Here is a 23,716-nt window from a genome sequence, read left to right on the forward strand (position 1 = left end):
GCCCGGCACGCCGTCGGCACGTCGCCCGCGCCGGGCCGGGGCGCGGTCACGGGCCTCTCGTGTCCCGGGCGCCCTGGAGCCGTTCCAGGTCGGAGGCGCGCACCTGGATCACGAACAGCGCGATCACCGCGGCCAGCCCGGCCATCACCGCCGCCACGACGAACGCCGCGCTGACGCCGGAGGTCAGCACCCGGTCGCCCCACACCCCGGGCAGTTCCCCGGTGCGCCGCAACTGCGCCTTCTCCTGCGGCGTGGCCTGTGCGAGGAACCGCGGCAGCACCGACTCCGTCTCGTTGCGGCCCGCCGTGCCGAAGGCCGTCACCAGGATGGACAGCCCGAGCGACCCACCGACCTGCTGGCTCGCGTTGAGCAGTCCGGTCGCCGCTCCCGACTCGTGTTCCGCGACCCCGGAAACCGCCATCAGCGTCAGCGACACGAACTCCATGCCCATCCCGAAGCCGAACAGCAGCATCGGCCCCAGCACACTGCCCGCGTAGGTGCTGTCGATGTCGGTCAGCGTCAGCCACGACAGCCCGGCCGCGGCGAACAGTCCGCCGACCACCATGAACGGCTTCGGCCCCGTTCTGGGCAGCAGCTGCGACGCCAGGGCCGCGCCGACCGCGATGACCGCGCTCACCGGCAGGAACGCCAGCCCGGCGGCCAGCGGCCCGAAGCCCAGCACGTTCTGTACGTACAGCGTCAGGAAGAAGAACATCCCGAAGATCGCCGCGGCCAGACAGAGCATCATGGCGTACGTCCCGGCGCGGTTGCGGTCCCGGAACATCCGCAGCGGTGTGATCGGCTGCCGGGAGCGCCGTTCCACCAGCAGGAAAATTGACAGCAGCACCACGGCCGCCGCGAACGCGGCAAGGGTGACCGGGTCGCGCCAGCCGTCCTCGGACGCCCGGATGAAGCCGTACACCAGTGACACCATGCCGAGCGTGGAGGTCAGCGCGCCGGTGACGTCGAAACGGCCCGGCCGGCGCTCGGACTCACGGATGACGCGAGGCGTGGCGAAGGCGATGAGCAGACCGATCGGCACGTTCACGAAGAAGATCCAGCGCCAGTCGAGCAATTCGACCAGCACTCCGCCCGCGAGCAGCCCGATCGCGCCGCCCCCCGCCGACACCGCCGCGAACACGCCGAACGCCCGGTTGCGTTCCGGGCCCTCGGTGAAGGTCGTCGCGATCAGCGCCAGCGCCGTCGGGGACGCGATCGCCCCGCCCATGCCCTGCACCGAACGGGCCGCGAGCAGCTCCCACGGGCTCTGCGCCAGCCCGCACAGCAGCGACGCGACGACGAACAGCACCACGCCCGTGACGAACATCCGCCGGCGTCCGAGGACGTCCCCGGACCTGCCGCCGAGCAGCAGCAGTCCGCCGAAGGTGAGCGTGTAGGCGTTGATCACCCACGACAGCCCTTCGGTGGAGAAGCCCAGCGATGTCTGGATGTGGGGCAGCGCGATGTTCACGATGGTGATGTCGAGCACCACCATCAGCTGACACGAGGCGATGACCAGCAGTGCTGTGCCGCTGCCGCCCTTCCGTCGGGTGGAGGGGGAGAGGGCGGGGGCGGGCTGAGGGTTCGTCATGGTGCGTCCCGTGGCCGTTGCCGCTGGTTGCCACTAGGACGACGGTAAGCCCACCCCGAGGGCGCCACCACCCGGGTGAACCGCGGGCGGGGCCGCCCGCGGTCCACGGGCCGGTGGGAGCCCGGCCGGCGTCAGCCGTACGCGTAGAAGCCCGCGCCCGCCTTGCGGCCCAGTCGTCCGGCGTCCACCATCCGCTGCAGCAGCGGCGGCGCGGCGTACAGCGGCTCCTTGAACTCCGCGTACATCGAGTCCGCGACCGAGGCGACCGTGTCCAGGCCGATCAGGTCCGCCAGCTTCAGCGGGCCCATCGGGTGGGCGCAGCCCATCTCCATGCCGTTGTCGATGTCCTCGCGCGAGGCGATGCCCGACTCGAACATCCGGATCGCGGACAGCAGGTACGGGATGAGCAGCGCGTTCACCACGAAACCGGAGCGGTCCTGTGCGCGGATGGCGTGCTTGCCCAGCAGCGACGTCACCGCCGCCTCGGCGCGCTTGACGGTCTCCTCGCCGGTGGTCAGCGCGGGGATCAGCTCGACCAGCTTCTGCACCGGCGCCGGGTTGAAGAAGTGGATGCCGATGACCTGGTCCGGGCGGGAGGTCGCCACGGCCAGCTTCACCAGCGGAATCGAGGAGGTGTTCGATGCCAGGATGGCGTCCGGGCGCGTGACGACCTGGTCGAGCACCTGGAAGATCTCCGTCTTCACCTGCTCGTTCTCCACGACCGCCTCGACGACCAGGTCGCGGTCGGCGAACTCGCCGAGGTCGGTGGTGAAGGTCAGCCGGTTCAGTGTCGCGTCCCGCTCCTCGGCGGACATCTTGCCGCGGGCGGCGGCCTTGTCCAGCGAGTTCACCAGGCGGGTACGGCCCAGCTCCAGGGCCTCGCCGGTGGTCTCGGCGACCTTGACGTCCAGTCCGGCGCGCGCGCACACCTCGGCGATGCCGGCGCCCATCTGGCCGCAGCCCACCACTCCGACGTGTTCGATGTCGGTCACATCGTGCCTTTCGCAGATCTTCGGGTCCCGGGCGTGACGGCCGTGGGTTCCCCGGGCCGCGCCGCCTCGCGAGAGCCGACGTTACCGCGCCGCTTCACCCGTCCGGCGGTCCGGGGCGGACCGGAGTGGTCTACGCCTCACCCTCCGGTGCCGCACGGTGTCAAGAGGACGACCCGGAGCGACCCGGGGCCCCGGATGTGCCGTTTTGCCTGCTTGCCGGTGATCCGTCGGCGCAGGACGCTGCACCGGTCCACGGCGATCAGGAGGAGCACATCATGAGCCGTATCTCACGAAGACTCTTCGGCGCGGCGGCGGCCGGAGTCCTGTCCGGGGCGGCACTCGCCACCCCCGGCTGGGCGGTCCCGGGTCCTGCCGCCGCGCACTGGGACCCCGCGCACCGACGGCGCGGCCGGCGGGAACTGCGCGGCATGTGGGTCGCCACCGTCGCGAACATCGACTTCCCCAGCCGCCCCGGGCTCCCCGCCGCCGAGCAGCAGCGGGAACTCCTCGGCCTCCTCGACCTCGCCGTCGAGCGACGGCTGAACACCGTGATCCTTCAGGTGCGGCCCACCGCCGACGCGTTCTGGCCCTCGCCCCTGGAGCCCTGGTCGGCCTTCCTCACCGGCCAGCAGGGCCGCGACCCCGGATGGGACCCGCTCGGCTTCGCCGTCGAGGAGGCCCATCGGCGCGGCCTCGAACTGCACGCCTGGTTCAATCCCTACCGGATCGCCAATCACCAGGACCCCGCACGACTGGTCCCCGGGCACCCCGCGCGGCAGCACCCCGAATGGGTGGTGCCCTACGGCGGCAAGCTCTACTACAACCCCGGGCTCCCCGAGGTCCGCGCCTTGGTGCAGGACGCGATGTTCCACGCGGTGGAGCACTACGCCGTCGACGCCGTGCACTGGGACGACTACTTCTACCCGTACCCCGTCGCCGGCCAGGTCTTCGACGACGACGCGGCCTACGCGCAGCACGGCGCGGGATTCCCCGACCGCGCCTCCTGGCGCCGCGACAACATCGACCGGCTCGTCGAGGAGACCTCCCGGCGGCTGCGCCGCACCCGCCCGGGGGTGCGCTTCGGCGTCAGCCCGTTCGCGATCTGGCGCAACGCCTCCACCGACCCCGGCCGGGGCTCCGACACCCAGGGCGGCGTCGAGACCTATGACGACCTCTACGCGGACACCCGGAAGTGGGTGCGCGAGGGGTGGCTCGACTACGTCGTCCCCCAGGTGTACTGGAACATCGGCTTCACCGTCGCCGACTACGCCGTGCTGGTCCCCTGGTGGGCCGATGTGGTCCGGGGCACCGGCACCGACCTGTTCGTCGGGGAGGCCCTCTACAAGGTCGCCGACCCCGCGCAGGGCCCACCGTGGCACAACCCCGGGGAGCTGTCCTCGCACCTCACCTTCTGCGAGGACCACCCCGAGGTGCGGGGCCACGTGTTCTTCTCCGCCCGGCAGGTCGGGGCCGATCCCATCGGCGCCATGACCCGCGTGGTGGAGGACCACTACCGCTGCCGGGTCCGTCCGCCGCGCTGAGACGTGCCGGGGGCGCTGCCCGCGCCTCGGCGCGGGCAGCGCCCCCGGCTGCGCCGGGCGGACCGCCGGTCAGACCTGCGGCCCGCTCCCCGGCTCGTGGCGCACGACCGAGTCCGGCCCTGGCGACATGACCGCCTCGTGACCGTCCTCGAAACGCACCCGGTAGGGCGGCTCCCCGTTCGTGCCCATCACCTCGACGATCTCCGCGACCCTGTCGTGCTGGCCGACGGTCCGGCCGTGGACCAGGAGCCGGTCACCCGTTTCCGCTTGCATCGGCGGCCCTCCTTCTGCGCGGGAGCTGGTCGGGAGCGGCTGTGCCGCAGGTCACAAGTGTAGGCCCGGGCCCGTGCGCACACCCCCGCAGACGGTTCCTGCACGGGCCTCCACGAACGGGGCTCGTCACCCTACGATCACCGGATGCACATACGCGTGACGCTGCTCGCCGCCGCACGCAGTTCCTCCGTGCTGGACGTGCGCTTCGACGACGACCGCCCGCTCGACGACGCCGGGCGTCTGGAGGTCCTGCGTACGGCCCCCGAGCTGGTCTCCCTCGCCTCCGCCGAACTGCGGTACTGCTCGCCCACCGTCCGCTGCCGGCAGACCTGCGACGCCCTCGGCCTGCCCGTCGTCGCCCAGCCCGCCCTGCGGGACTGCGACATGGGGCGCTGGCGCGGCAGCACGCTGCGGGAGGTCGCCGTCCGCGAACCCGACGCCGTCGACGCCTGGCTCGCCGACCCGCGCGCCGCGCCGCACGGCGGTGAATCCCTTCTGAGCTTCATCTCCCGGGTCGGCGGCTGGCTCGACACTCGTCCCGCGGGCGAGGACGACCGGGTGGTGGCCGTCGCGGAACCCTCCGTCGTGCGGGCCGCCCTGTGCTACGTGCTGCGCGTGCCTCCCCACGCGTACTGGCGCGTCGACGCGCAGCCCCTGTCGACGGTTACCTTCACCGGCCGTGCGGGTGAGTGGTGCCTCAGCCTCGGCTGAGTGCCCCGGCTGAGCCGAGGGGGCTCAGGCGCCCGGGTCGGTTTCGCGCGCGATGCGGTGGTCGATCTCGTGCTCGTCCGGGCACGGCTGTGCGTCGACGGGCAGATGCCTTCCAGGGCCGGGCCGTGGCCGGAGGTCATGGCCTCGACGGCCTCGACGCACATCGTGCAGATCATTTCGGGAACCGGATTGATGTGGTCCTCGTCCCGCGGCCCGCAACGCCTGTACCCAGGGCGTCTGGCGGCAGCACACGAGGTGGGTGATCTCCTCCGGTCCGGGCACCAGCCGGAGGCGTGCTGCGGTCCGGGGGCGCGTCGCGCGGGGGTTCCGTACTCGGGCTGGGTATGCGGGTGAGGCTAGAGCTCTCGGCGCTCTCTGCCCAGTGCCTATCGAGGCACCCCAGGACCAATATTGCATAAAACTGCGGATGCTCGTATAGTCATGCCATCGAGGAGGAGGGTTGCCGATGGTGTGGCGAGTGGCCGTGGCGGGGGCGAGCGGGTACGCGGGGGGCGAGCTGCTGCGCCTGCTCTGCGCGCATCCCGAGGTCGAGATCGGGGCGCTGACCGGCGGGTCGAACGCCGGGCGCCGGATCGGGGAGCTGCAGCCGCAGCTGCTCCCGCTGGCCGAGCGGATACTGGAGCCGACCACCGCGGACGTGCTGAGCGGGCACGACGTGGTCTTCCTCGCGCTGCCGCACGGCCAGTCCGCCGTCGTGGCCGACGCGCTCGGCGACGACGTGCTGGTGATCGACTGCGGCGCCGACTTCCGGCTCACCGACGCCGGGGCGTGGCAGCGCTTCTACGGCACGCCGCACGCCGGCAGCTGGCCGTACGGTCTGCCCGAGCTGCCCGGGGCCCGCGACGCGATCAAGGGATCCAGGCGCGTCGCGGTCCCGGGCTGTTACCCGACGGCCGTCTCCCTCGCCCTCGCGCCCGCCTTCGCCGCCGGGCTCGCCGAGCCGGAGGCCGTGGTGGTCGCCGCGACCGGCACCTCCGGCGCCGGTAGGGCGCTCAAGCCGCACCTGCTGGGCAGTGAGGTGATGGGCTCCATGAGCCCGTACGGCGTCGGGGGCGTGCACCGGCACACCCCGGAGATGGCACAGAACCTGTCCGCCGCGGCGGGCGAGGAGGTGACCGTGTCGTTCACGCCGACGCTCGCCCCCATGCCCCGCGGCATCCTCGCCACCTGCACCGCCGCCGCCCGGCCGGGCACCGGCGCGGACGACGTGCGCGCCGCCTACGAGAAGGCCTATTGCGAAGAACCGTTCGTGCAGGTGCTGCCCGAAGGGCGGTGGCCCGCCACCGGAGCGGTGTACGGCTCCAACACGGTGCAGCTGCAGACCGCGCTGGACGAGGCCGCCCGCCGCATCGTCGTGATCGCGGCCGTCGACAACCTGACCAAGGGCACCGCCGGCGGCGCGGTGCAGAGCATGAACCTCGCCCTCGGGCTCCCCGAGGAGACCGGACTTCCCACGATCGGAGTGTCGCCGTGAGTGTCACCGCACCCGCAGGATTCACCGCGGCGGGCGTCGCAGCCGGGATCAAGGACAGCGGCGGACCCGATCTCGCCCTGGTCGTCAACGAGGGCCCCAGCCGGGCCGCGGCGGGCGTCTTCACCGCCAACCGCGTGAAGGCCGCCCCCGTCCTGTGGTCCGAGCAGGTCCTGCGCGGCGGCCAGGTCTCCGCCGTCGTGCTCAACTCCGGCGGCGCCAACTCCTGTACCGGCCCCACCGGCTTCCAGGACACCCACGCCACCGCGGAGAAGGCGGCTGAGACGCTGGGGCACAGCGCAGCCGAGATCGCCGTCGCCTCCACCGGCCTCATCGGCGCCCGGCTCCCGATGGACGAGCTGCTCGCCGGCATCGACACCGCCGCCGGCGAACTGTCCCGGCACGGCGGGGAGAAGGCCGCCCTCGCCATCAAGACCACCGACACCGTGCACAAGACGGCCGTCGCCGAACGCGACGGCTGGACGGTGGGCGGCATGGCGAAGGGCGCCGGCATGCTCGCCCCGAGTTTGGCCACCATGCTGGTCGTGCTCACCACCGACGCCGACTTGGAGAGCGCCGAACTGGACAAGGCGCTGCGCGCCGCCACACGCACCACCTTCGAGCGCGTCGACTCCGACGGCTGCCTGTCCACCAACGACACCGTGCTGCTGCTCGCCTCCGGCGCCTCCGGCGTCGCCCCCGGGCACGAGGCCTTCGCCGAGGCCGTACGGGAGGTGTGCGCCGACCTGGCGCGGCAGCTTGTCGGGGACGCGGAGGGGGCGTCCAAGGACATCCGCATCGAGGTGACGGGAGCCGCCACCGAGGACGACGCCGTCGAGGTCGGCCGCGCCGTCGCCCGCAACAACCTCCTCAAGTGCGCCGTGCACGGCGAGGACCCGAACTGGGGCCGCGTGCTCTCCGCGATCGGCACCACCTCCGCCGCCTTCGAGCCGGACCGGCTCGACGTGGCCATCAACGACGTGTGGGTGTGCCGCGGCGGCGCGGTCGGCGAGGACCGCGACCTGGTCGACATGCGCTACCGCGAGGTTCGCATCACCGCCGACCTGGCCGCCGGAACCGAATCCGCGGTGATCTGGACCAACGATCTCACCGCCGAATACGTCCACGAGAACAGCGCGTACAGCTCATGACCGCCCTGCGGACCTCGACGCGCAGGCACACGGCCCTGCCGAAGGCGCAGACCCTCATCGAGGCGCTGCCCTGGCTGACCCGGCACCACGGCAGGACCGTGGTGATCAAGTTCGGCGGCAACGCCATGGTCGACGAGGAGCTGAAGGCCGCCTTCGCGCAGGACGTGGTCTTCCTGCGGCACGCCGGACTGCGCCCCGTCGTCGTACACGGTGGCGGCCCGCAGATCAGCGCCCAACTCGACCGTCTCGGACTGGAGTCGGAGTTCCGGGCCGGCCTGCGGGTCACCACGCGGGAGACAATGGACGTGGTGCGGATGGTGCTGGCCGGCCAGGTGCAGCGGGAGCTGGTGGGGCTGCTCAACCGGCACGGGCCCTTCGCGGTCGGCATGACCGGCGAGGACGCGCACACCCTTACCGCGACCAAGCGGCTGGCGGAGATCGACGGCGAGCAGGTCGACCTCGGCCGGGTCGGCGACATCGTCGGCGTGGACGCCGGCGCCGTCGAGGCGCTGCTGGAGGACGGGCGCATCCCGGTCGTCTCCTCCATCGCCCGCAGCTCCGACGACGAACACGTCTACAACATCAACGCCGACACCGCGGCTGCCGCACTCGCCGCGGCGCTCGGGGCGGAGACGCTGATGGTCCTCACCGACGTCGAGGGCCTGTACGCGGACTGGCCCCACAGCGACGACGTGATCAGCCGGCTCACCGCGAGCGAACTGGAGAAGCAGCTCCCGGACCTGGCCAGCGGCATGGTGCCCAAGATGGAGGGCTGCCTGCACGCCGTCCGCAACGGCGTGCGCACCGCCCGGGTCCTCGACGGCCGCGTGCAGCACTCGATCCTGCTGGAGATCTTCACCGACGAGGGCATCGGCACCATGGTCGTGCCGGACCCGCCCGCCCCGACGCCCGAGGAGGCGGCATCGTGACGGGTCACAACGCCGCACAGCTGGACCGCTGGCAGCGGACGCTGATGGACAACTACGGCACTCCGCGCCTTCCGCTGACGCACGGTGAGGGAGTGCGGCTGTGGGACGCCGACGGCCGCGGTTACCTCGACTTCACCGGCGGCATCGCGGTCAACGCCCTGGGCACTGGTCACCCGGCCGTGGTCCGTGCCGTCTCCGACCAGATCGCCACCCTCGGCCACGTGTCCAACCTCTTCGCCGCGGAGCCGCCGCTCGCGCTGGCCGAACGGCTGCTGGAGATCGCCGGCCTGCCGGGCCGGGTGTACTTCGCCAACTCCGGGGCCGAGGCCATGGAGGCCGCCTTCAAGATCGGCCGCCGCACCGGGCGGACCCACATGGTGGCCACCGCCGGCGGCTTCCACGGCCGCACCATGGGGGCTCTGGCCCTCACCGGCCAGCCCGCGAAGCAGGAGCCGTTCCTCCCGCTGCCCGGCAGGGTCACGCACGTCCCGTTCGGTGACGCCGACGCGCTGCGTGAGGCCGTCACCCCCGACACCGCACTGTTCGTCGTCGAACCCGTCCAGGGTGAGAACGGCGTCGTGGTGCCGCCGGAGGGCTACCTCGCCGCAGCCCGCGAGATCACCCGCGCGACCGGCACGCTGCTGGTCGTCGACGAGATCCAGACCGGCATCGGGCGCACCGGCCACTGGCTGGAGTGCCAGGCCCAGGGCGTGGAACCCGATGTCCTCACTCTCGCCAAGGGACTCGGCGGCGGGCTGCCGATCGGAGCCACCCTCGCCTTCGGGCAGGCCGCCGGCCTGCTGGCCCCCGGCCAGCACGGCTCCACCTTCGGCGGCAATCCGGTGTCCTGCGCCGCGGCCCTGGCCGTTCTCGACACCCTGGCCGCCGACGGCGTGCTCGAGAACGTCAAACGCGTCGGTACGCGGCTCCGGGAATCCCTCGCCGCACTCGGCCACCCGTTGCTCGACCACGTCCGCGGTGCCGGACTGCTGCTCGGTATGGTGCTCACCGAGCCCCTCGCGCCTCGCGTGCAGCAGGCGGCTCAGGACGCGGGGTTCCTGGTGAACGCGGTCGCGCCGGACGTCGTCCGGCTCGCTCCGCCGCTGATCATCGGGGAGGACGACGCCGACGCGCTCGTCCGGGCGCTCCCGGCGGTCCTCGACACAGCCCGCGGCGCCGGCTGACAGCACCGCCCGACGAGGAAACGGGGACGATGACCGAGGAGCAGCACAGCGGCCAGGCCGTGCCGCACACGCGCACGGCCCGGCACCGCCGCATCGTGGACATCCTGAACCGGCAGCCGGTCCGGTCGCAGAGCCAGCTCGCCAGGCTCCTCGCCGACGACGGCCTTTCCGTCACCCAGGCCACGCTCTCCCGCGACCTGGACGAACTGGGTGCGGTGAAGATCCGCAACACGGGGGGTGAGCTGATCTACGCCGTGCCGGGCGAGGGCGGCGACAGGAGGCCGCGCGCTCCGCTGGGGGAGTCCGCCAGCGAGGCGCGGATGGCCCGGCTGGCGGGCGAACTGCTCATCTCGGCCGAGGCGTCGGCCAACCTGGTGGTGCTGCGCACCCCGCCCGGTGCCGCCCAGTTCCTCGCCTCGGCGATCGACCAGGGCGAGGTGCACCAGATCATCGGCACCATCGCCGGCGACGACACCCTGCTCCTGATCAGCCGGGACCCCGACGGGGGCCAGGCACTGGCCGACCACCTGCTGCACCTGGCCCAGAAGGAACGCTGAACCGCAACCCCGTATGCCCCCGGCGGACGGCTGCCGGGCGCGGGCACGCTGTCTCTGTGCTGTGCTGGTCCCATGGGTGCATCACAGCGGAACGTGCGGATCCGGCGGATCTACGACGAGCCGGAGGAGGCGGACGGCGCCCGGGTCCTGATCGACCGCCTCTGGCCGCGCGGGATGTCCCGGGACAAGGCGCGGCTCGACGACTGGGTGAAGGACGTCGCACCGTCCGACGAGCTGCGCCGCTGGTACCGCCACGATCCCGAGCACTATGCCGGCTTCGCCCGCCGGTACCGGGCGGAGCTGGCCGAGTCCGGACGCGCGGAGGCGCTGGAGGGCTTGCGTGAGCGCGCCGCCACCGGACCCCTCACGCTGCTGACCGCGACCCGGAACATCGGCCACAGCCACGCCACCGTCCTCGCCGAGGAGCTGTCGGCGCCTCGCTGACCTGCGGATTGACCACCAGGCTCCGGATGCGGCGCCCGCGCCGCGCCGCGCCTTTGACGCAGCATGCAGTGGAGTGCATACTTATACCCATCAGTGCATGCTTCCTAAGGAGACTCCCGTGACCGAGCGCGTCGTACTCGCATACTCCGGCGGCCTGGACACCTCCGTCGCCATCGGCTGGATCGCCGAGGAGACCGGAGCAGAGGTGGTCGCCGTCGCGGTGGACGTCGGCCAGGGCGGCGAGGACCTGGACGTCATCCGCAAGCGTGCGCTCGCCTGCGGTGCCGTCGAGGCCGAGGTCGCCGACGCCAAGGACGAGTTCGCCGAGGAGTACTGCCTCCCGGCGATCAAGGCCAACGCCCTGTACATGGACCGCTATCCGCTGGTCTCGGCGCTCTCCCGGCCGACCATCGTCAAGCACCTGGTCGCCGCCGCCCGGAAGCACGGCGCCTCCACCGTCGCCCACGGCTGCACCGGCAAGGGCAACGACCAGGTGCGGTTCGAGGCCGGCATCTCCTCTCTCGCCCCCGACCTGACGTGCATCGCCCCGGTCCGGGACTACGCGATGACCCGGGACAAGGCGATCGCGTTCTGCGAGGAGAAGGGCCTGCCCATCGCCACCTCCAAGAAGTCCCCGTACTCCATCGACCAGAACGTCTTCGGGCGGGCCGTGGAGACCGGTTTCCTGGAGGACATCTGGAACGCGCCGATCGAGGACGTCTACGAGTACACCGAGAACCCGGCCGTCCCCCGGGAGGCCGACGAGGTGACGATCACCTTCGACAAGGGCGTCCCGGTCGCGATCGACGGCACGCGGGTCACCGTGCTGCAGGCCATCCAGCAGCTCAACGAACGGGCGGGTGCGCACGGCGTCGGCCGGATCGACATGGTCGAGGACCGGCTCGTGGGCATCAAGTCGCGGGAGGTGTACGAGTCGCCCGGCGGCATCGCGCTCATCGCCGCCCACCAGGAGCTGGAGAACGTCACCGTCGAGCGGGAACTCGCCCGCTACAAGCGGCAGGTCGAGCAGCGGTGGGCCGAGCTCGTCTACGACGGCATGTGGTTCTCCCCGCTGAAGCGGGCCCTGGACGGCTTCGTCGAGCAGGCCAACGAGCACGTCAGCGGCGACATCCGGATGACGCTCCAGGGCGGCCGGGCCGTCGTCACCGGCCGGCGGTCGGCGAGCTCGCTCTACGACTTCAACCTGGCGACGTACGACAGCGGCGACACCTTCGACCAGTCCCTGTCCAAGGGCTTCATCGAGATCTTCGGCATGTCGAGCAAGATCGCCGCGAAGCGGGACCTGCACCAGGCGTAGCCTCGGGCCACCCCGTACCGACCTCTCGCGGTCCTCGGGCGCCCGGCCGGTCCGCCGGTCCGGGCGCCCGGGGGCGCCGGCATCTCAGGAGCAGAGCAGTGAGCACCAGCGACCACACCGACGACGTACGCCTCTGGGGCGGCCGGTTCGCGGACGGACCCTCCGAGGCACTGGAGAAGCTCTCCGCCTCCGTCCACTTCGACTGGCGCCTCGCCCCCTACGACATCGCCGGCTCCCGTGCCCACGCACGCGTGCTGCACGCGGCCGGCCTGCTCACGGACGACGAGCTGGAGAAGATGCTCGCCGGCCTGGACAGGCTCGAACGCGACGTCGCTGACGGCACGTTCACCGGCACCGTCGCCGACGAGGACGTGCACACCGCCCTGGAGCGGGGCCTGCTGGAACGGCTCGGTCCCGACCTCGGCGGCAAACTGCGCGCCGGCCGCTCCCGCAACGACCAGGTCGCCACCCTGTTCCGGATGTACCTGCGGGACCACGCCCGGATCATCGGCGGTCTGCTCGCGGACCTGAACGGGGCACTGACCGGTCTGGCCCGGGCCCACCCGGACGTCGCGATGCCCGGCCGCACGCATCTCCAGCACGCCCAGCCGGTGCTCTTCGCGCACCACGTACTGGCCCATGCACAGGCGCTCTCCCGGGACGCCGAACGCCTCCGGCAGTGGGACGAGCGCACCGCGGTCTCGCCCTACGGTTCGGGTGCCCTGGCCGGGTCCTCCCTCGGCCTGGACCCGGAGGTCGTGGCGGCCGAGCTGGGCTTCGAGCGCGGCTCGGCCGGCAACTCGATCGACGGGACCGCGTCGCGCGACTTCGTCGCGGAGTTCGCCTTCGTCACGGCCATGATCGGCGTGGACCTCTCCCGCATCGCGGAGGAGGTGATCCTGTGGAACACCAAGGAGTTCTCCTTCGTGACGCTCCACGACGCGTTCTCCACCGGTTCCTCGATCATGCCGCAGAAGAAGAACCCGGACATCGCCGAGCTGGCCCGCGGCAAGTCCGGGCGGTTGATCGGCAACCTGACCGGCCTGCTCGCCACCCTCAAGGCGCTGCCGCTGGCGTACAACCGCGACCTCCAGGAGGACAAGGAGCCGGTCTTCGACTCCTGCGACCAGCTGGAGATCCTGCTGCCCGCCTTCACCGGCATGATGGCCACCCTCACCGTCAACCGGGAGCGCATGGCCGAACTCGCCCCCGCCGGCTTCTCGCTGGCCACCGACGTCGCCGAGTGGCTGGTCAAGCAGGGCGTGCCCTTCCGTGTCGCGCATGAGGTGGCGGGGGAGTGCGTCAAGGTCTGCGAGCAGCAAGGTATCGAGCTGGACGAACTGACGGACGAGCAGTTCGCGAAGATCTCCCCGCACCTGACGCCCGCGGTCCGGGTCGTACTCGACGTGCCCGGCGCGCTCGCCGCCCGGGACGGGCGCGGCGGCACCGCTCCGGCGGCGGTCGCACGTCAGCTGGCCGAGGTCACGGCCGATCTGGCCGTGCAGCGTGAGTGGGCCGCCGCCCGCGACTGACGTCCCGCGCACCATCGATGTCTCTGGTGAGACGCTCGTGTCTCATCAGAGATAGACTCGTGTCATGCTCCCGGACCGAGAAGCGCTCCTCCACACCGCGGCCGCTCACCTCGGCCGTCACCCGACCGCGTCGATGGACGACATCGCCCGCGCTGCCGGCATCAGCCGTGCCACACTGCACCGCTGGTTCGCCGGCCGCGGCGCGCTGGTGCGCGGTCTGGAGCAGCTCGGCATCAGCCGGGTGCGCGCCGCGGTGGACGCCGCCCGGCTGGAGGAGGGCGACCCGGGCGACGCGCTGCGCCGCCTGATCGCCGAGGCGGAGTCCTTCGCCGGCTTCCTCGGCTTCCTGATGTCCGAGAGCCAGCTCTTCGAGCCGGGAGCCGTCGAGCCGGGCTGGACCGAGGCCGACGAGCGGATCGCCGCGTTGTTCCGGCGCGGCCAGGAGACCGGCGTCTTCCGCGTCGACCTCACCGCTGCCTTCCTCACCGAAGCCCTGTACGCCCTGGTCACCGCATCCGCCTGGGCGGTGCAGGAGGGCCGCGTCGCCGAACGCGACGCGGGCCCGATGACCGCCGAGCTGCTGCTCGGCGGCCTGCTGCGGAGGGAACCCCGGTGACCGCGCGGACGGACAAGGCCGTCGGGGACGGCCGCACGGGAACCCGTGAACTCACCCGGCGGCAGCGCTGGCTGGCGCTGTCCGTGCTCGCCCTCGCCGTGCTGCTGGTGTGCATCGACGCCACGGTGCTCGCCCTCGCCACGCCCTTCCTGAGCGAGGACCTCGACCCCTCCAGCACCCAGCTGCTGTGGATCGGCGACGTGTACTCGTTCGTCATCGCCGGCCTGCTGGTCTCGATGGGCTCCCTGGGCGACCGGGTCGGCCGGAAGCGGCTGCTGCTCACCGGCTCGGTGATCTTCGGCGTCCTGTCCGCCCTGACGGCCTACGCGCACAGCGCCGAGGCCATGATCGCCTGGCGGGCGCTGATGGGCGTCGCGGGAGCGACCCTGATGCCCTCCACTCTGGCCCTGATCCGCAACATCTTCTCCAACCCCCGCGAGCGCAGCGTCGCCATCGGCATCTGGGGCGCCATGGCCTCAGCCGGTGCGGCGGTCGGCCCGGTGGTCGGCGGGTTTCTGCTGGAGCACTTCTGGTGGGGCTCGGTCTTCCTGCTGAACCTCCCGGTCATGGCGGTGCTCGTGGTCGTCGGTGTCCGGCTGCTGCCCGAGTCCCGCGACCCGGCCCCCGGCCCGTGGGACCTGCCCAGCGTCGCCCTCTCCATGATCGGCATCATCGGTGTGGTCTACGCCGTGAAGGAGGCGGCAGCGTACGGTCTGCGCTGGGACATCGCCGCCGCGGCCGCCCTCGGAGCCCTGTCGCTGGCAGCCTTCGTCCGCCGCCAGCTGCGCCTCCCCAAGCCGTTGCTGGACATGCGCCTCTTCCGCCGCCGCGGATTCTCCGGAGCCGTACTGGCCGACCTGCTGACCATCTTCGGGCTCGCTGGCCTGGTGTTCTTCCTTTCCCAGTTCCTCCAGCTGGTACAGATGCGCTCGCCCTTCGAGGCCGGGCTCGCGGAGCTGCCCGCCGGGGTCGGTGCGATCGCCGCGGGCCTGGTCGCCGGGCTGGTGGCCCGTCGCACCTCGGTGCGCGGCGCCGTCTCCGGGGGCCTGGCTGCCGTCGCCCTCGCCCTGGGCGCCGTCGTCGGACTGCGCCCCGTCAGCGACTACTGGGTGCTCGGGCTGCTGCTGCTGGTGCTCGGCCTGGGCGCCGGGCTGTCCTTCACCGTCACAGCCGACATCATGCTGTCCACCGTGCCCAAGGAGCAGGCCGGAGCGGCCTCCGCCGTCTCCGAGACCGCCTACGAGCTGGGCTCGGCGCTCGGCATCGCCCTCCTCGGCTCCGTGGTCACCGGCTTCTACCGGGGCCACGCGGTCCCCGAGGGTATCCCCGCGGAAGTCGCCGAACAGGCCAGATCCTCCCTCGGAGGGGCGGTGGAGGCCGCCCGCGGCCTGCCCGGTCCGGCGGGGGAGCAGCTGCTCACCACCGCACAGGACGCCTTCACCGAAGGGCTGCGCGCGGGAGCCTCCGTCGCGGCGGTGGTGCTGCTGGCAGCGGCCGCGGCCTCCTGGCGCCTGCTCCGCGACCAGCGCCTGGAGGACTGACCACACCCGTCGGAAGGCCCCCGGAGAGGCGCGACGCGTAGTTCCCCCGAAGCGGGGCACCCGCCGCACGTCCCACACGTGAGACGTGAGACGAGGAGAGACCCATGGCCACCACCGTGCGCGACCGAACGGACCACCAGCCGGAGCAGGCCCCGGTCGGAGAGCTGGTCAAGCGGGCATCCGAGCAGCTGTCGGAGATCGTGCGCAGCGAGATGCGGCTCGCTCAGGCGGAGATGAAAGAGAAGGGGAAGCGGGCCGGCCTCGGCGGCGGCATGTTCGGCGGCGCCGCGCTGTTCGCCCTCCTCGCCCTCCAGGTACTGGTCGCGGCCGCCGTGGCGGCCGTCGCGCTGGTGCTGTCCGTGTGGCTCGCCGCTCTGGTCGTCGCGGCCGGTCTGCTGCTGGTCGCCGGTCTGCTGGCGCTGATCGGCAGGACCGAGATCCGGCGGGCGACGCCGCCGAAACCCGAGCGGACGATCGGCAGCGTACGCGCCGACGTGCAGGCGATCAGGGAAGGAGCGCACCGATGAGCCGCGCATCCCGCAACGGAGGACAGACCACGGCCTCCCCGGCGGAACTGCGGGCCGAGGTCGAGCACGCCCGCGAACAACTCGCCGTCACCGTCTCCCAGCTCGCCGCCAAGGCCGACATCAAGTCACGTGCCCAGCGGAAGGCCCAGGACGCCCGCACCCGGATGCAGCACCACGGCCGGCACGCCGCCGACCAGGGAGGCGGACGACAGGGGGCGATGGCCGCGGCCGGAGGCGGCGTGCTGCTCCTGGCCGTCGTCGCCGCGCTGCTCCACAAGCGGCGCCGGACCTGAGAGGCGGGCCCCATGCAGACGGATCAGGCCCTCTACAAGACCTTCACCATGGCCGTCACGCTGACCAGCGGCATGCTGGCCGGAGCGGTGTTCCAGAAGGTCTGGAAACTGGCGGCGCACGAGGACGACGCTCCGGACGCGACCGACGAGGAGCGCGCCTGGGCCGAGATCCTCATGGCCGCGGCACTCCAGGGCGCACTCCTCGGGCTCACCAAGGCGATCCTCAACCGCGGCGGGGCCAAGGGCGTCCGCAAGCTGACCGGCACCTGGCCGGCCTGACCTCCGCCGGGCCGTGCCGCCCGGGACGGGCCGGTGCCGGGCGGAGGCACCGTGCGCCGCGTTCGCGGGGTCAGGCCGCCCGCGCCTTGGTGGCGTACATGTCCACGTACTCCTGACCGGAGAGCTCCCTGACCTCGCTCATCACCTCGTCGGTCACGGCGCGCAGGACATAGCGGTCGCGGTCCATGCCCTCGTAGCGGGAGAAGTCCAGCGGCTCGCCGAAGCGCACCCGGATGCGGCGGCCGCCGCCGACGCGTGGCAGCCCGCTGCCGCCGGGCTGCACCCGATCGGTGCCGATCATCGCGAACGGCACCACCGGAGCGCCCGTCATCAACGCCAGCCGGGCGATCCCGGTACGGCCCCGGTACAGGCGGCCGTCGGGGGAGCGGGTGCCCTCCGGGTAGATGCCGAAGACGTTGCCGCCGTCCAGCACCCGGCGCCCTGTCATCAGCGCCGCGACACCGCCGCGCCCGCCGTCCCGGTCCACCGGGATCATCCCCACGCCGGTGAAGAACCACGCCATGAGGCGGCCCTTGAGCCCCTTGCCGGTGACGTACTCGTCCTTCCCGATGAAGAAGACCTGACGGCGGGTCACCACCGGCAGGATCATCGAGTCGATGAACGTCAGGTGGTTGCCCGCCAGAATGACCGGTCCGCTGCCGGGGATACGTTCCGCGTTTTCCACCTGCGGCCGCAACAGCAGGCGCAGCACCGAGCCGAGCACCGTTTTGATCAGCAGGAAGCGGGACAACGGATCCTCCGGTCGACGTCTGTGACGCGGCCCGTCCGATGGAGCCACGCAGGTGAGGACGATACTCGCCGAAGGCGCCGCGAGCCGAACCGGCCCGTGCCCGGCGCCGGTACCGCCCGTGCTGTTTCCGCCATGTTCGGCCTGCCGTCTCCCGCCGGGACCCCGCCGCCCCTACCATCGGCCCGCGCCCGCGACCGCGACTGAAGCGGACGACGCGCACCGACGGAAGACCGAAGCAACAGGGGAGAGCGCATGGACGACCACCAGCGTCCCGGCCGCAGAAGCGTGTTGGGCGCCGCGGCCCTCGGAGCCGGGGCGGCGGCCCTCGGCGCCGCCGGCACCGCGCGGGCCGACGACCGCGGGAAGGACCGCCCCGGCCGCGGCGGTCGGCACCTGCCCGTGCCTGCGGTCGTCGCCCACCGCGGCGCCAGCGGCTACCGGCCCGAGCACACCCTCGGGGCCTACCAGCTCGCCCTGGACATGGGCGCCGACGTCATCGAGCAGGACCTCGTCGCCACGCGCGACGGCCACCTGGTGTGCCGCCACGAGAACGACATCACCGGCACCACGGACGTCGCGGACCACCCCGAGTTCGCGGGCCGCCGCACCACCAAGTCCATCGACGGCACCGACATCACCGGCTGGTTCACCGAGGACTTCACCCTCGCCGAGCTCAAGACCCTGCGCGCCGTGGAACGTCTCCCGGAGCAGCGGCAGCACAACACCCTCTACGACGGCCGCTGGCAGGTGCCGTCCTTCGAGGAGGTGCTGCGCTGGGCCGAGGAGGAGGGCCGGCGCCGGCGCCGCCCGGTGTGGCTGCACATCGAGACGAAGCACCCCTCCTACTTCCGCTCCCTCGACCTGGGCCTGGAGGAGCGTCTCGCCCGGCTGATGCGCCGCTTCGGCCGCCACCGGCGCCACGCTCCCAACTTCGTGCAGTCCTTCGAGCCCAGCAGCATCGAGCGGATGCACCGCCTGGTGGACTGCCCCGGTGTGGTGCTGCTGTGGACTGCGGACTCCCGGCCCTGGGACTTCGTGCAGGCAGGCGACCCGCGCACGGTGGCCGACCTGGTCACGCCCGAGGGTCTGGAATGGATCGCGGGCTTCGCCCGCGGCATCGGCCCGGTCGCCGACCTGGTCATCCCGAAAAACGCGGACGGCTCCCTCGGGGAGCCCACCACCCTCGTCCGCGACGCCCACGCGCAGGGACTCGTGCTGCACCCGTACACCATGCGGAACGAGAACGGCTTCCTGCCCACGGAGTTCCGCCGCGGCGAGGACCCGAACGCGTACGGTGACGCGTTCGGCGCCTTCCGTGCCTACTTCGCGACCGGCATCGACGCGATCTTCACCGACAACCCCGACACGGGCCTGCTCGCCGCCGAGGACTTCCGCGACCGCTGAAGCCGGGCGACCACCGAAGTCCGCGACGGCGGCTGCCGGTTCGCCGCCGCCCGGCGTCACCCCGGCGTGCGCGGTTCGCCCGTACGCGCCGGGGAAGGCCACCCGCGGGAGTGAGCACGGCCGGCGGCGGAAACCGCGGCGGGTGTCCGGCCGTCACCACAGACATGACCACTCGCGAACTCCCCGCGCACCTCGACGTCCTGCTGGCGGCGGAGTGCACCGCCGAGTCGCACGGCACCGGCGCCGATCCCGACGACGTGCGCCAGGCGGTGCGCCTGCGCTGGCTGGAGCACGTCCGGGAGGGCGCCCCGCCGTCCGCCCCAGCCGCCTGGCTCCGCGCCGCCGTGCGGGCCGAGATGCGGCACACCCGGCGGCGCAGCCGCCGCGAAGTGCCCCTGCACGAGCAGCCGTACGGCCCTCCGTCCCCGCCCGCACCCACCTTCGTGCTCGCCGCCGACGGCTACCACGACCCCGCCACCGCCGCGGAGGCACCGCTCCTGGCAGCCGAACGACGGCACGTGCTGCGCACGGCCGTCACCCGGCTGCCCGGCCGCTGCCCACAGGTGCTCGCGGCACTGCTGGATGGCGGCGACCGCACCTACCGGGAGATCGCCGCCGCATCGGGAATCTCACAGGGCAGCATCGGCCCACTGCGTTCCCGTTGCCTGGCCTGCCTGCGCAGAATGCTCAGCACGGAGGTTGCGGCCCCGGCCGTCCGGGGAAGGGTGCGGTAGGCGACCTGCGCCACCAGGTCACGGGCGTGGGCGCGGCTCCCGCACCGCGCGCCCCGCCGACACCAGCGATCGAGAGGGCCTGCGCATGGGCACGAGCGTGACCATCTCTGCGGCGACCGACGACGACGCCGAACAGATCCTCAAACTCCAGTACCTCTGCTACCAGTCGGAGGCCGAGCTCTACGGGGACTGGCGCATCGAGCCGCTCACCCAGACCCTCGCCGACCTGCGCGGCGAACTGGCCGGCGGCTGCGTACTCGTCGCGAGACTGGGCGACGAAGTCGTGGGCTCCGTGCGCGCCACCGTCGACGCCGACTCCACCGCCGCCATCAGCAGGCTCTGCGTGCACCCCCGGATGCGCCGCCACGGCCTGGGCGGCAGGCTGCTCACCCGGATCGAGGAACAGCTGGCCGCCGAGCGCGCCGCGAAGCGCTACCGGCTGCGTACCGGGCGCCGCAGCGAGCTGAATCTGCGCCTCTACCGGCGCTGCGGTTACGCGGCCGTCGGCACCGAGACCGACACCGGGCCGGGGCGCGTCACACTGGTCACGATGGAGAAGGAGGCCTCCGCGCAGGCCTTGACCACCGGAGCCTGAGCCGCGCGTTCCGATCGTCGCGGGCCGTGCCCGCCGGACGGCCCGCGAGGGTCAGACCGCGCGGCCCTGCCGCGAGCGGCGCAGCCACAGCATGCCGGTCACCGGCAGGGCCAGTGGCAGGAAGAGGTAGCCCATGCCGTAGTCCGACCACACGGTGCTGTCCGGGAAGGCGGCGGGATCCACGAGCGTCCAGGTGCCCACGACGAGTACCCCGAGCAGTTCAGCCGAACAGCAGACCAGCGCGAGGCGGCGGGCACCCTCCCCGCCGCGGACCAGCGAGACGGTGATGAACACGTACACCACCGCCGCCACCGCCGACAGCACGTAGGCCAGCGGCGCCTCGCCGTACTTCGTGGTCAGCTCGAAGACCGCGCGGGAGGTGGCGCCGACCGCGAAGATCCCGTAGAGGGTGACCAGCAGCCGGCCGGGGCCGGTGCCGATGCCCGGCAGGCCGGGCCCGCGCCCGGCCGTACGCCGTCGCCACAGCCGTTCGGCGCGCGTGCCGCGGTCCGCGCGGTCAGGCACCGCCGCCTCCCCACACCTCGTGCAGCCGTGCCTGGAGCACCGCCAGGACCACCGCGCCCGCGGCGACGGTGACCGATCCCCAGCGGGTCCGCTCCGACAGCGACACCACCGCCACCGCGGGGACGCAGCACAGCACCCCCACCAGGTAGGCCACGAAGACCGCGGTACCGCCGACGGGCTCGCCCCCCGTCGCCAGTTGGACGACGCCGATCACCAGCTGGACCAGCGCGAGCAGCGTCACCACCGCCATGCCGATAAAGTGCCAGTCCTTGGTCGGTTGGTCGCGGTAGGCCGCATGACCGCACCAAGCGGCGAGCAGCAGCGCGGCCACGGCGAGTGTGGCCGTCAGCGGGGTGAGCATGCTCCGAGTCTAGGAGCCGTCCCCGACCGTCCCCCCGCGGCCCCTGCCCGCCGTGAGCGGACTCCGACCCGGGGTGGACCACCAACGGCCGGTACCGGGCCTCCGGCTCCTGTGCCGCGTCACCGACGGCGACGGTCCGTGACGACGCCCGAGGCGCCCGGACTCGCGGTCCCGGTCCCGTCCCGCACCGCGAGTCGCGACGTCGACAAGTCGACCCGGAGCGCCGGACCCCGCCCGCAACCTGGGCCCGGCGCTGCACAACCGCCGCCGCATGCTGCATGCTTGTGCACTGCTGCAACCCCTGGGACCCGCCCAGATCCCCAAGGCATCGGCATGGAGCGGCGCATGACACCCACCTTTCCGGACATCTCGATCAGCACGGAACGGCTGGTGCTGCGCCCCTTCGACGACGCCGACGTTCCCGCGCTGACCGAGATGATGAACGACGAACTCGTCGCCTCCCGGAATTCCGCACCCGCCCCCTACACCGACGCCGACGCCCGGGACTGGGTCACCCGCCGCGCCCCCGCGTCCCGCACCCGCGGCGACGGGATCGTCTTCGCCGTCACCGAGTTCCTCACCCAGCGCCTGGTCGGCAGTGTCCGGCTCAAGCGCACCGACTGGCGGCTTCGCACCACCGAGGTCACCTACGCCACCGCGCCCTGGGCACGCGGCGAGGGCTACGCATGCGAGTCCGTCCTCGCCCTCGTCCAGTGGCTCTTCCAGGACCAGAAGTTCGAACGGCTGGAACTGCGCACCGCCGCCGACAACACCGCAGCCCAGCAGGTCGCGCAGAAGCTCGGCTGCGTCAGCGAGGGCGTGCTGCGCAACGCCTGGATCACCCGCGCCCGCGACGCCGACACCGGCTGGACCGAGGCCCGGACCGACCTCATCGTGTGGAGCCTGCTCCCCGAGGACCTGGACGGCCTGCCCGAGCGCATGGCCGAGGCGGGCGGAACGGTTCCCTACGCGGACTGGAACTGAGCCTCCCGGTGCGGGCGGCCTCCGGTCCTCCGCATCTCCGCCGGCGCTCCACGACCGCGCACCTCCGAGCCCGCCCGCACCCGGCGGGTCCGCCACGGGCTCCCGGCGGTAGTCTTCGGCACGCCCCCGCCTCCGCGCCCACACCAGGAGTGACCCGCCGATGGCCGACCGCGTCACCGTGATCGGGTGGGACGGTTCCCCGCTGAGCGACTCCGCGCGCGCCGCACTCGGCGCGGCCACCCTCGTCGCCGGCGCCGCCCACCACCTCGCTCTCCCGGAGGTCCCGGAGAAGGCGGAACGGATCCGGCTCGGCAGCGTCGCCCTCGCCGCCCGCCGGATCGCCCGGCACCGCGGCACCGCCGTCGTGCTCGCCGACGGCGACCCCGGCTTCTTCGGCGTCGTGCGGACGCTGCGCGCTCCCGAGTACGGCCTCGAGGTCGAGGTCGCGCCCGCCGTGTCCGCGGTGGCCTCCGCGTTCGCGCGGGCCGGCATGCCCTGGGACGACGCGCAGGTCGTCGTCGCGCAGAGCCGCACCTTGCGACGCGCCGTCAACGTCTGCCGTGCGCACGCCAAGGTCGCGGTGCTCACCTCGCCCGGAGCCGGCCCCGCCGAACTCGCGCTGATGCTCGGCGACGTGCACCGCACCTTCGTGGTCTGCGAGGCCCTCGGGACCGATGCGGAGGAGGTCAGCGTGCTGACCTCCGACAAGGCTGCCGACCACACCTGGCGCGACCCCAACGTCGTCATCGTGGTGGGCGGAAGCCCGGCGGGGGAGAACGCCGACCAGGACGGCGCGTGGCGCGCTGGCCAGGAGCCCGGCCACCAGCGCGGACCGCGCGGCTGGGCGCTACCGCCCGCGGCCTTCCCCGAGCAGCAGACGCCGCCCTCCGCCGGCGCCTCGGACCGGCTGCGCGCCGCTCAACTCGCCCGGCTGGGTCCCCGCCCCGGCGACCTCGTGTGGGACATCGGCTGCGGCACCGGCGCCCTCGCCGTCGAGGCCGCGCGCTTCGGCGCCGCCGTCATCGCCGTCGACCGGGACGCGCGCGCCTGCGCCCGCGTCACCTCTGCCGCGCGCCGGTTCGGCGTGCAGGTGCAGACCGTCTCCGGGGCGGCCCCGCAGATCCTCGAGGAACTGCCCGAGCCGGACGTCGTCCGGGTGGGCGGCGGCGGCATCCGTACGGTCGCCGCGGTCGCCGACCGGAGGCCGGCCCGCATCGTCACGCACGCCGCCACGCGCGACGAGGCGGAGGCCGTCGGCCGCGCTCTCGCCGACGGCGGGTACGCCGTCGAGTGCGCCCTGCTCCAGTCCGTCGAACTGGACACCGAGCGCTGGCAGGAGACCGAACGCACGGTCGTCTTCCTGCTCTCGGGCGTACGCGGCTGACCGCCGG

26 protein-coding genes are annotated in these 23,716 nt (G+C 72.8%); 20 read left to right on the plus strand and 6 right to left on the minus strand.

The window, feature by feature from the left end; genetic code table 11:
* Positions 1–46: 46 nt before the first annotated feature.
* Positions 47–1,591, minus strand: coding sequence for an MFS transporter (locus tag E4198_RS23780; RefSeq protein WP_136184956.1), 1,545 nt, complete (start codon positions 1,589–1,591; stop codon positions 47–49).
* A gap of 131 nt (positions 1,592–1,722) precedes the next feature.
* Entirely contained in the window at positions 1,723–2,583 is an 861-nt protein-coding gene (locus E4198_RS23785) for a 3-hydroxybutyryl-CoA dehydrogenase (protein WP_136184957.1), read from the minus strand.
* 275 nt (positions 2,584–2,858) lie between these two features.
* On the opposite strand from E4198_RS23785, the gene E4198_RS23790 reads away from it, so the two are divergent.
* Positions 2,859–4,124 (plus strand): family 10 glycosylhydrolase, encoded by a 1,266-nt coding sequence (locus tag E4198_RS23790; protein ID WP_136184958.1) that lies wholly within the window; start codon positions 2,859–2,861, stop codon positions 4,122–4,124.
* A 69-nt stretch (positions 4,125–4,193) separates the two neighbouring features.
* Here the strand turns inward: E4198_RS23790 and E4198_RS23795 are convergent, their stop codons facing one another.
* The gene (locus E4198_RS23795; RefSeq protein ID WP_027762698.1) at positions 4,194–4,397 is read right to left on the minus strand and encodes a DUF1918 domain-containing protein; all 204 of its coding nucleotides are present in this window, start codon (positions 4,395–4,397) and stop codon (positions 4,194–4,196) included.
* A gap of 144 nt (positions 4,398–4,541) precedes the next feature.
* On the opposite strand from E4198_RS23795, the gene E4198_RS23800 reads away from it, so the two are divergent.
* From E4198_RS23800 to E4198_RS23865, 14 genes are all read left to right on the plus strand, one after another.
* Positions 4,542–5,108 (plus strand): histidine phosphatase family protein, encoded by a 567-nt coding sequence (locus E4198_RS23800; protein WP_136184959.1) that lies wholly within the window; start codon positions 4,542–4,544, stop codon positions 5,106–5,108.
* A gap of 466 nt (positions 5,109–5,574) precedes the next feature.
* Positions 5,575–6,603 carry an N-acetyl-gamma-glutamyl-phosphate reductase gene (gene argC / locus E4198_RS23805; protein ID WP_136184960.1) on the plus strand — a complete coding sequence of 343 codons (1,029 nt, stop codon included), beginning with the start codon at positions 5,575–5,577 and terminating at the stop codon, positions 6,601–6,603.
* Positions 6,600–7,751: a bifunctional glutamate N-acetyltransferase/amino-acid acetyltransferase ArgJ gene (argJ, locus tag E4198_RS23810; protein WP_136184961.1), complete on the plus strand. Its 1,152-nt coding sequence runs from the start codon at positions 6,600–6,602 to the stop codon at positions 7,749–7,751. The genes argC and argJ overlap by 4 nt, the downstream gene beginning before the upstream one ends.
* The gene (gene argB / locus E4198_RS23815) at positions 7,748–8,680 is read left to right on the plus strand and encodes an acetylglutamate kinase (protein ID WP_136184962.1); all 933 of its coding nucleotides are present in this window, start codon (positions 7,748–7,750) and stop codon (positions 8,678–8,680) included. The genes argJ and argB overlap by 4 nt, the downstream gene beginning before the upstream one ends.
* Positions 8,677–9,864, plus strand: a complete 1,188-nt coding sequence (locus E4198_RS23820) for an acetylornithine transaminase (protein WP_281728001.1) — start codon at positions 8,677–8,679, stop codon at positions 9,862–9,864. Before argB ends, E4198_RS23820 begins: the two co-directional genes overlap by 4 nt.
* Before the next feature lie 29 nt (positions 9,865–9,893).
* Positions 9,894–10,421: an arginine repressor gene (locus tag E4198_RS23825; RefSeq protein WP_027762691.1), complete on the plus strand. Its 528-nt coding sequence runs from the start codon at positions 9,894–9,896 to the stop codon at positions 10,419–10,421.
* Between the two features lie 72 nt (positions 10,422–10,493).
* Positions 10,494–10,865: a DUF488 family protein gene (locus E4198_RS23830; protein WP_136184963.1), complete on the plus strand. Its 372-nt coding sequence runs from the start codon at positions 10,494–10,496 to the stop codon at positions 10,863–10,865.
* 118 nt (positions 10,866–10,983) lie between these two features.
* Entirely contained in the window at positions 10,984–12,183 is a 1,200-nt protein-coding gene (locus E4198_RS23835; protein ID WP_136184964.1) for an argininosuccinate synthase, read from the plus strand.
* Positions 12,184–12,281: 98 nt separating this feature from the next.
* Positions 12,282–13,715: an argininosuccinate lyase gene (argH, locus tag E4198_RS23840; protein WP_136184965.1), complete on the plus strand. Its 1,434-nt coding sequence runs from the start codon at positions 12,282–12,284 to the stop codon at positions 13,713–13,715.
* A gap of 64 nt (positions 13,716–13,779) precedes the next feature.
* On the plus strand, positions 13,780–14,331 hold the full coding sequence (locus E4198_RS23845) for a TetR/AcrR family transcriptional regulator (RefSeq protein ID WP_136184966.1): 552 nt from the start codon (positions 13,780–13,782) through the stop codon (positions 14,329–14,331).
* A 71-nt stretch (positions 14,332–14,402) separates the two neighbouring features.
* Positions 14,403–15,872 carry an MFS transporter gene (locus tag E4198_RS23850; protein ID WP_247597981.1) on the plus strand — a complete coding sequence of 490 codons (1,470 nt, stop codon included), beginning with the start codon at positions 14,403–14,405 and terminating at the stop codon, positions 15,870–15,872.
* 104 nt (positions 15,873–15,976) lie between these two features.
* Positions 15,977–16,399 carry a phage holin family protein gene (locus E4198_RS23855; protein ID WP_136184968.1) on the plus strand — a complete coding sequence of 141 codons (423 nt, stop codon included), beginning with the start codon at positions 15,977–15,979 and terminating at the stop codon, positions 16,397–16,399.
* On the plus strand, positions 16,396–16,692 hold the full coding sequence (locus E4198_RS23860; protein ID WP_136184969.1) for a DUF3618 domain-containing protein: 297 nt from the start codon (positions 16,396–16,398) through the stop codon (positions 16,690–16,692). Before E4198_RS23855 ends, E4198_RS23860 begins: the two co-directional genes overlap by 4 nt.
* 12 nt (positions 16,693–16,704) lie before the next feature.
* Complete coding sequence (locus E4198_RS23865; protein WP_136184970.1) at positions 16,705–16,971, plus strand: DUF4235 domain-containing protein; 267 nt, start codon at positions 16,705–16,707, stop codon at positions 16,969–16,971.
* 70 nt (positions 16,972–17,041) lie between these two features.
* Here the strand turns inward: E4198_RS23865 and E4198_RS23870 are convergent, their stop codons facing one another.
* Positions 17,042–17,722 (minus strand): lysophospholipid acyltransferase family protein, encoded by a 681-nt coding sequence (locus tag E4198_RS23870; RefSeq protein ID WP_136184971.1) that lies wholly within the window; start codon positions 17,720–17,722, stop codon positions 17,042–17,044.
* A gap of 252 nt (positions 17,723–17,974) precedes the next feature.
* On the opposite strand from E4198_RS23870, the gene E4198_RS23875 reads away from it, so the two are divergent.
* From E4198_RS23875 to E4198_RS23885, 3 genes are all read left to right on the plus strand, one after another.
* Positions 17,975–19,126 carry a glycerophosphodiester phosphodiesterase gene (locus E4198_RS23875; RefSeq protein WP_136184972.1) on the plus strand — a complete coding sequence of 384 codons (1,152 nt, stop codon included), beginning with the start codon at positions 17,975–17,977 and terminating at the stop codon, positions 19,124–19,126.
* Between the two features lie 164 nt (positions 19,127–19,290).
* Complete coding sequence (locus E4198_RS23880; RefSeq protein WP_136184973.1) at positions 19,291–19,860, plus strand: sigma-70 family RNA polymerase sigma factor; 570 nt, start codon at positions 19,291–19,293, stop codon at positions 19,858–19,860.
* A gap of 85 nt (positions 19,861–19,945) precedes the next feature.
* Positions 19,946–20,455 carry a GNAT family N-acetyltransferase gene (locus tag E4198_RS23885; protein ID WP_136184974.1) on the plus strand — a complete coding sequence of 170 codons (510 nt, stop codon included), beginning with the start codon at positions 19,946–19,948 and terminating at the stop codon, positions 20,453–20,455.
* Positions 20,456–20,506: 51 nt separating this feature from the next.
* Here E4198_RS23885 and E4198_RS23890 read toward each other — a convergent pair whose 3' ends face one another.
* Both E4198_RS23890 and E4198_RS23895 read right to left on the minus strand, forming a co-directional pair.
* Positions 20,507–20,941 (minus strand): hypothetical protein, encoded by a 435-nt coding sequence (locus E4198_RS23890; RefSeq protein WP_136185592.1) that lies wholly within the window; start codon positions 20,939–20,941, stop codon positions 20,507–20,509.
* 31 nt (positions 20,942–20,972) lie between these two features.
* On the minus strand, positions 20,973–21,341 hold the full coding sequence (locus tag E4198_RS23895) for a hypothetical protein (RefSeq protein WP_136184975.1): 369 nt from the start codon (positions 21,339–21,341) through the stop codon (positions 20,973–20,975).
* 345 nt (positions 21,342–21,686) lie between these two features.
* Between E4198_RS23895 and E4198_RS23900 the strand changes: the two genes are divergently transcribed.
* Both E4198_RS23900 and cbiE read left to right on the plus strand, forming a co-directional pair.
* The gene (locus tag E4198_RS23900; protein WP_136184976.1) at positions 21,687–22,325 is read left to right on the plus strand and encodes a GNAT family N-acetyltransferase; all 639 of its coding nucleotides are present in this window, start codon (positions 21,687–21,689) and stop codon (positions 22,323–22,325) included.
* 160 nt (positions 22,326–22,485) lie between these two features.
* Complete coding sequence (gene cbiE / locus E4198_RS23905) at positions 22,486–23,709, plus strand: precorrin-6y C5,15-methyltransferase (decarboxylating) subunit CbiE (protein WP_136184977.1); 1,224 nt, start codon at positions 22,486–22,488, stop codon at positions 23,707–23,709.
* The last annotated feature ends 7 nt before the right edge of the window (positions 23,710–23,716 follow it).

This window comes from Streptomyces sp. RKND-216 (assembly GCF_004795255.1).
GTDB classification, from domain to species: domain Bacteria; phylum Actinomycetota; class Actinomycetes; order Streptomycetales; family Streptomycetaceae; genus Streptomyces; species Streptomyces hazeniae.

Excerpts from the sequence above, each read along its gene's own strand:
- E4198_RS23790 (WP_136184958.1), top strand. The coding sequence starts at position 2,859 with ATGAGCCGTATCTCACGAAGACTCTTCGGCGCGGCGGCGGCCGGAGTC.
- E4198_RS23885 (WP_136184974.1), top strand. The coding sequence starts at position 19,946 with ATGGGCACGAGCGTGACCATCTCTGCGGCGACCGACGACGACGCCGAA.
- argB (WP_136184962.1), top strand. The coding sequence starts at position 7,748 with ATGACCGCCCTGCGGACCTCGACGCGCAGGCACACGGCCCTGCCGAAG.
- E4198_RS23875 (WP_136184972.1), top strand. The coding sequence starts at position 17,975 with ATGGACGACCACCAGCGTCCCGGCCGCAGAAGCGTGTTGGGCGCCGCG.
- E4198_RS23825 (WP_027762691.1), top strand. The coding sequence starts at position 9,894 with ATGACCGAGGAGCAGCACAGCGGCCAGGCCGTGCCGCACACGCGCACG.
- E4198_RS23895 (WP_136184975.1), bottom strand. The coding sequence starts at position 21,341 with ATGCTCACCCCGCTGACGGCCACACTCGCCGTGGCCGCGCTGCTGCTC.
- E4198_RS23860 (WP_136184969.1), top strand. The coding sequence starts at position 16,396 with ATGAGCCGCGCATCCCGCAACGGAGGACAGACCACGGCCTCCCCGGCG.
- E4198_RS23795 (WP_027762698.1), bottom strand. The coding sequence starts at position 4,397 with ATGCAAGCGGAAACGGGTGACCGGCTCCTGGTCCACGGCCGGACCGTC.
- argC (WP_136184960.1), top strand. The coding sequence starts at position 5,575 with ATGGTGTGGCGAGTGGCCGTGGCGGGGGCGAGCGGGTACGCGGGGGGC.
- E4198_RS23830 (WP_136184963.1), top strand. The coding sequence starts at position 10,494 with ATGGGTGCATCACAGCGGAACGTGCGGATCCGGCGGATCTACGACGAG.
- E4198_RS23800 (WP_136184959.1), top strand. The coding sequence starts at position 4,542 with ATGCACATACGCGTGACGCTGCTCGCCGCCGCACGCAGTTCCTCCGTG.
- E4198_RS23900 (WP_136184976.1), top strand. The coding sequence starts at position 21,687 with ATGACACCCACCTTTCCGGACATCTCGATCAGCACGGAACGGCTGGTG.
- E4198_RS23865 (WP_136184970.1), top strand. The coding sequence starts at position 16,705 with ATGCAGACGGATCAGGCCCTCTACAAGACCTTCACCATGGCCGTCACG.
- E4198_RS23855 (WP_136184968.1), top strand. The coding sequence starts at position 15,977 with ATGGCCACCACCGTGCGCGACCGAACGGACCACCAGCCGGAGCAGGCC.
- cbiE (WP_136184977.1), top strand. The coding sequence starts at position 22,486 with ATGGCCGACCGCGTCACCGTGATCGGGTGGGACGGTTCCCCGCTGAGC.
- E4198_RS23845 (WP_136184966.1), top strand. The coding sequence starts at position 13,780 with ATGCTCCCGGACCGAGAAGCGCTCCTCCACACCGCGGCCGCTCACCTC.
- E4198_RS23780 (WP_136184956.1), bottom strand. The coding sequence starts at position 1,591 with ATGACGAACCCTCAGCCCGCCCCCGCCCTCTCCCCCTCCACCCGACGG.
- E4198_RS23880 (WP_136184973.1), top strand. The coding sequence starts at position 19,291 with ATGACCACTCGCGAACTCCCCGCGCACCTCGACGTCCTGCTGGCGGCG.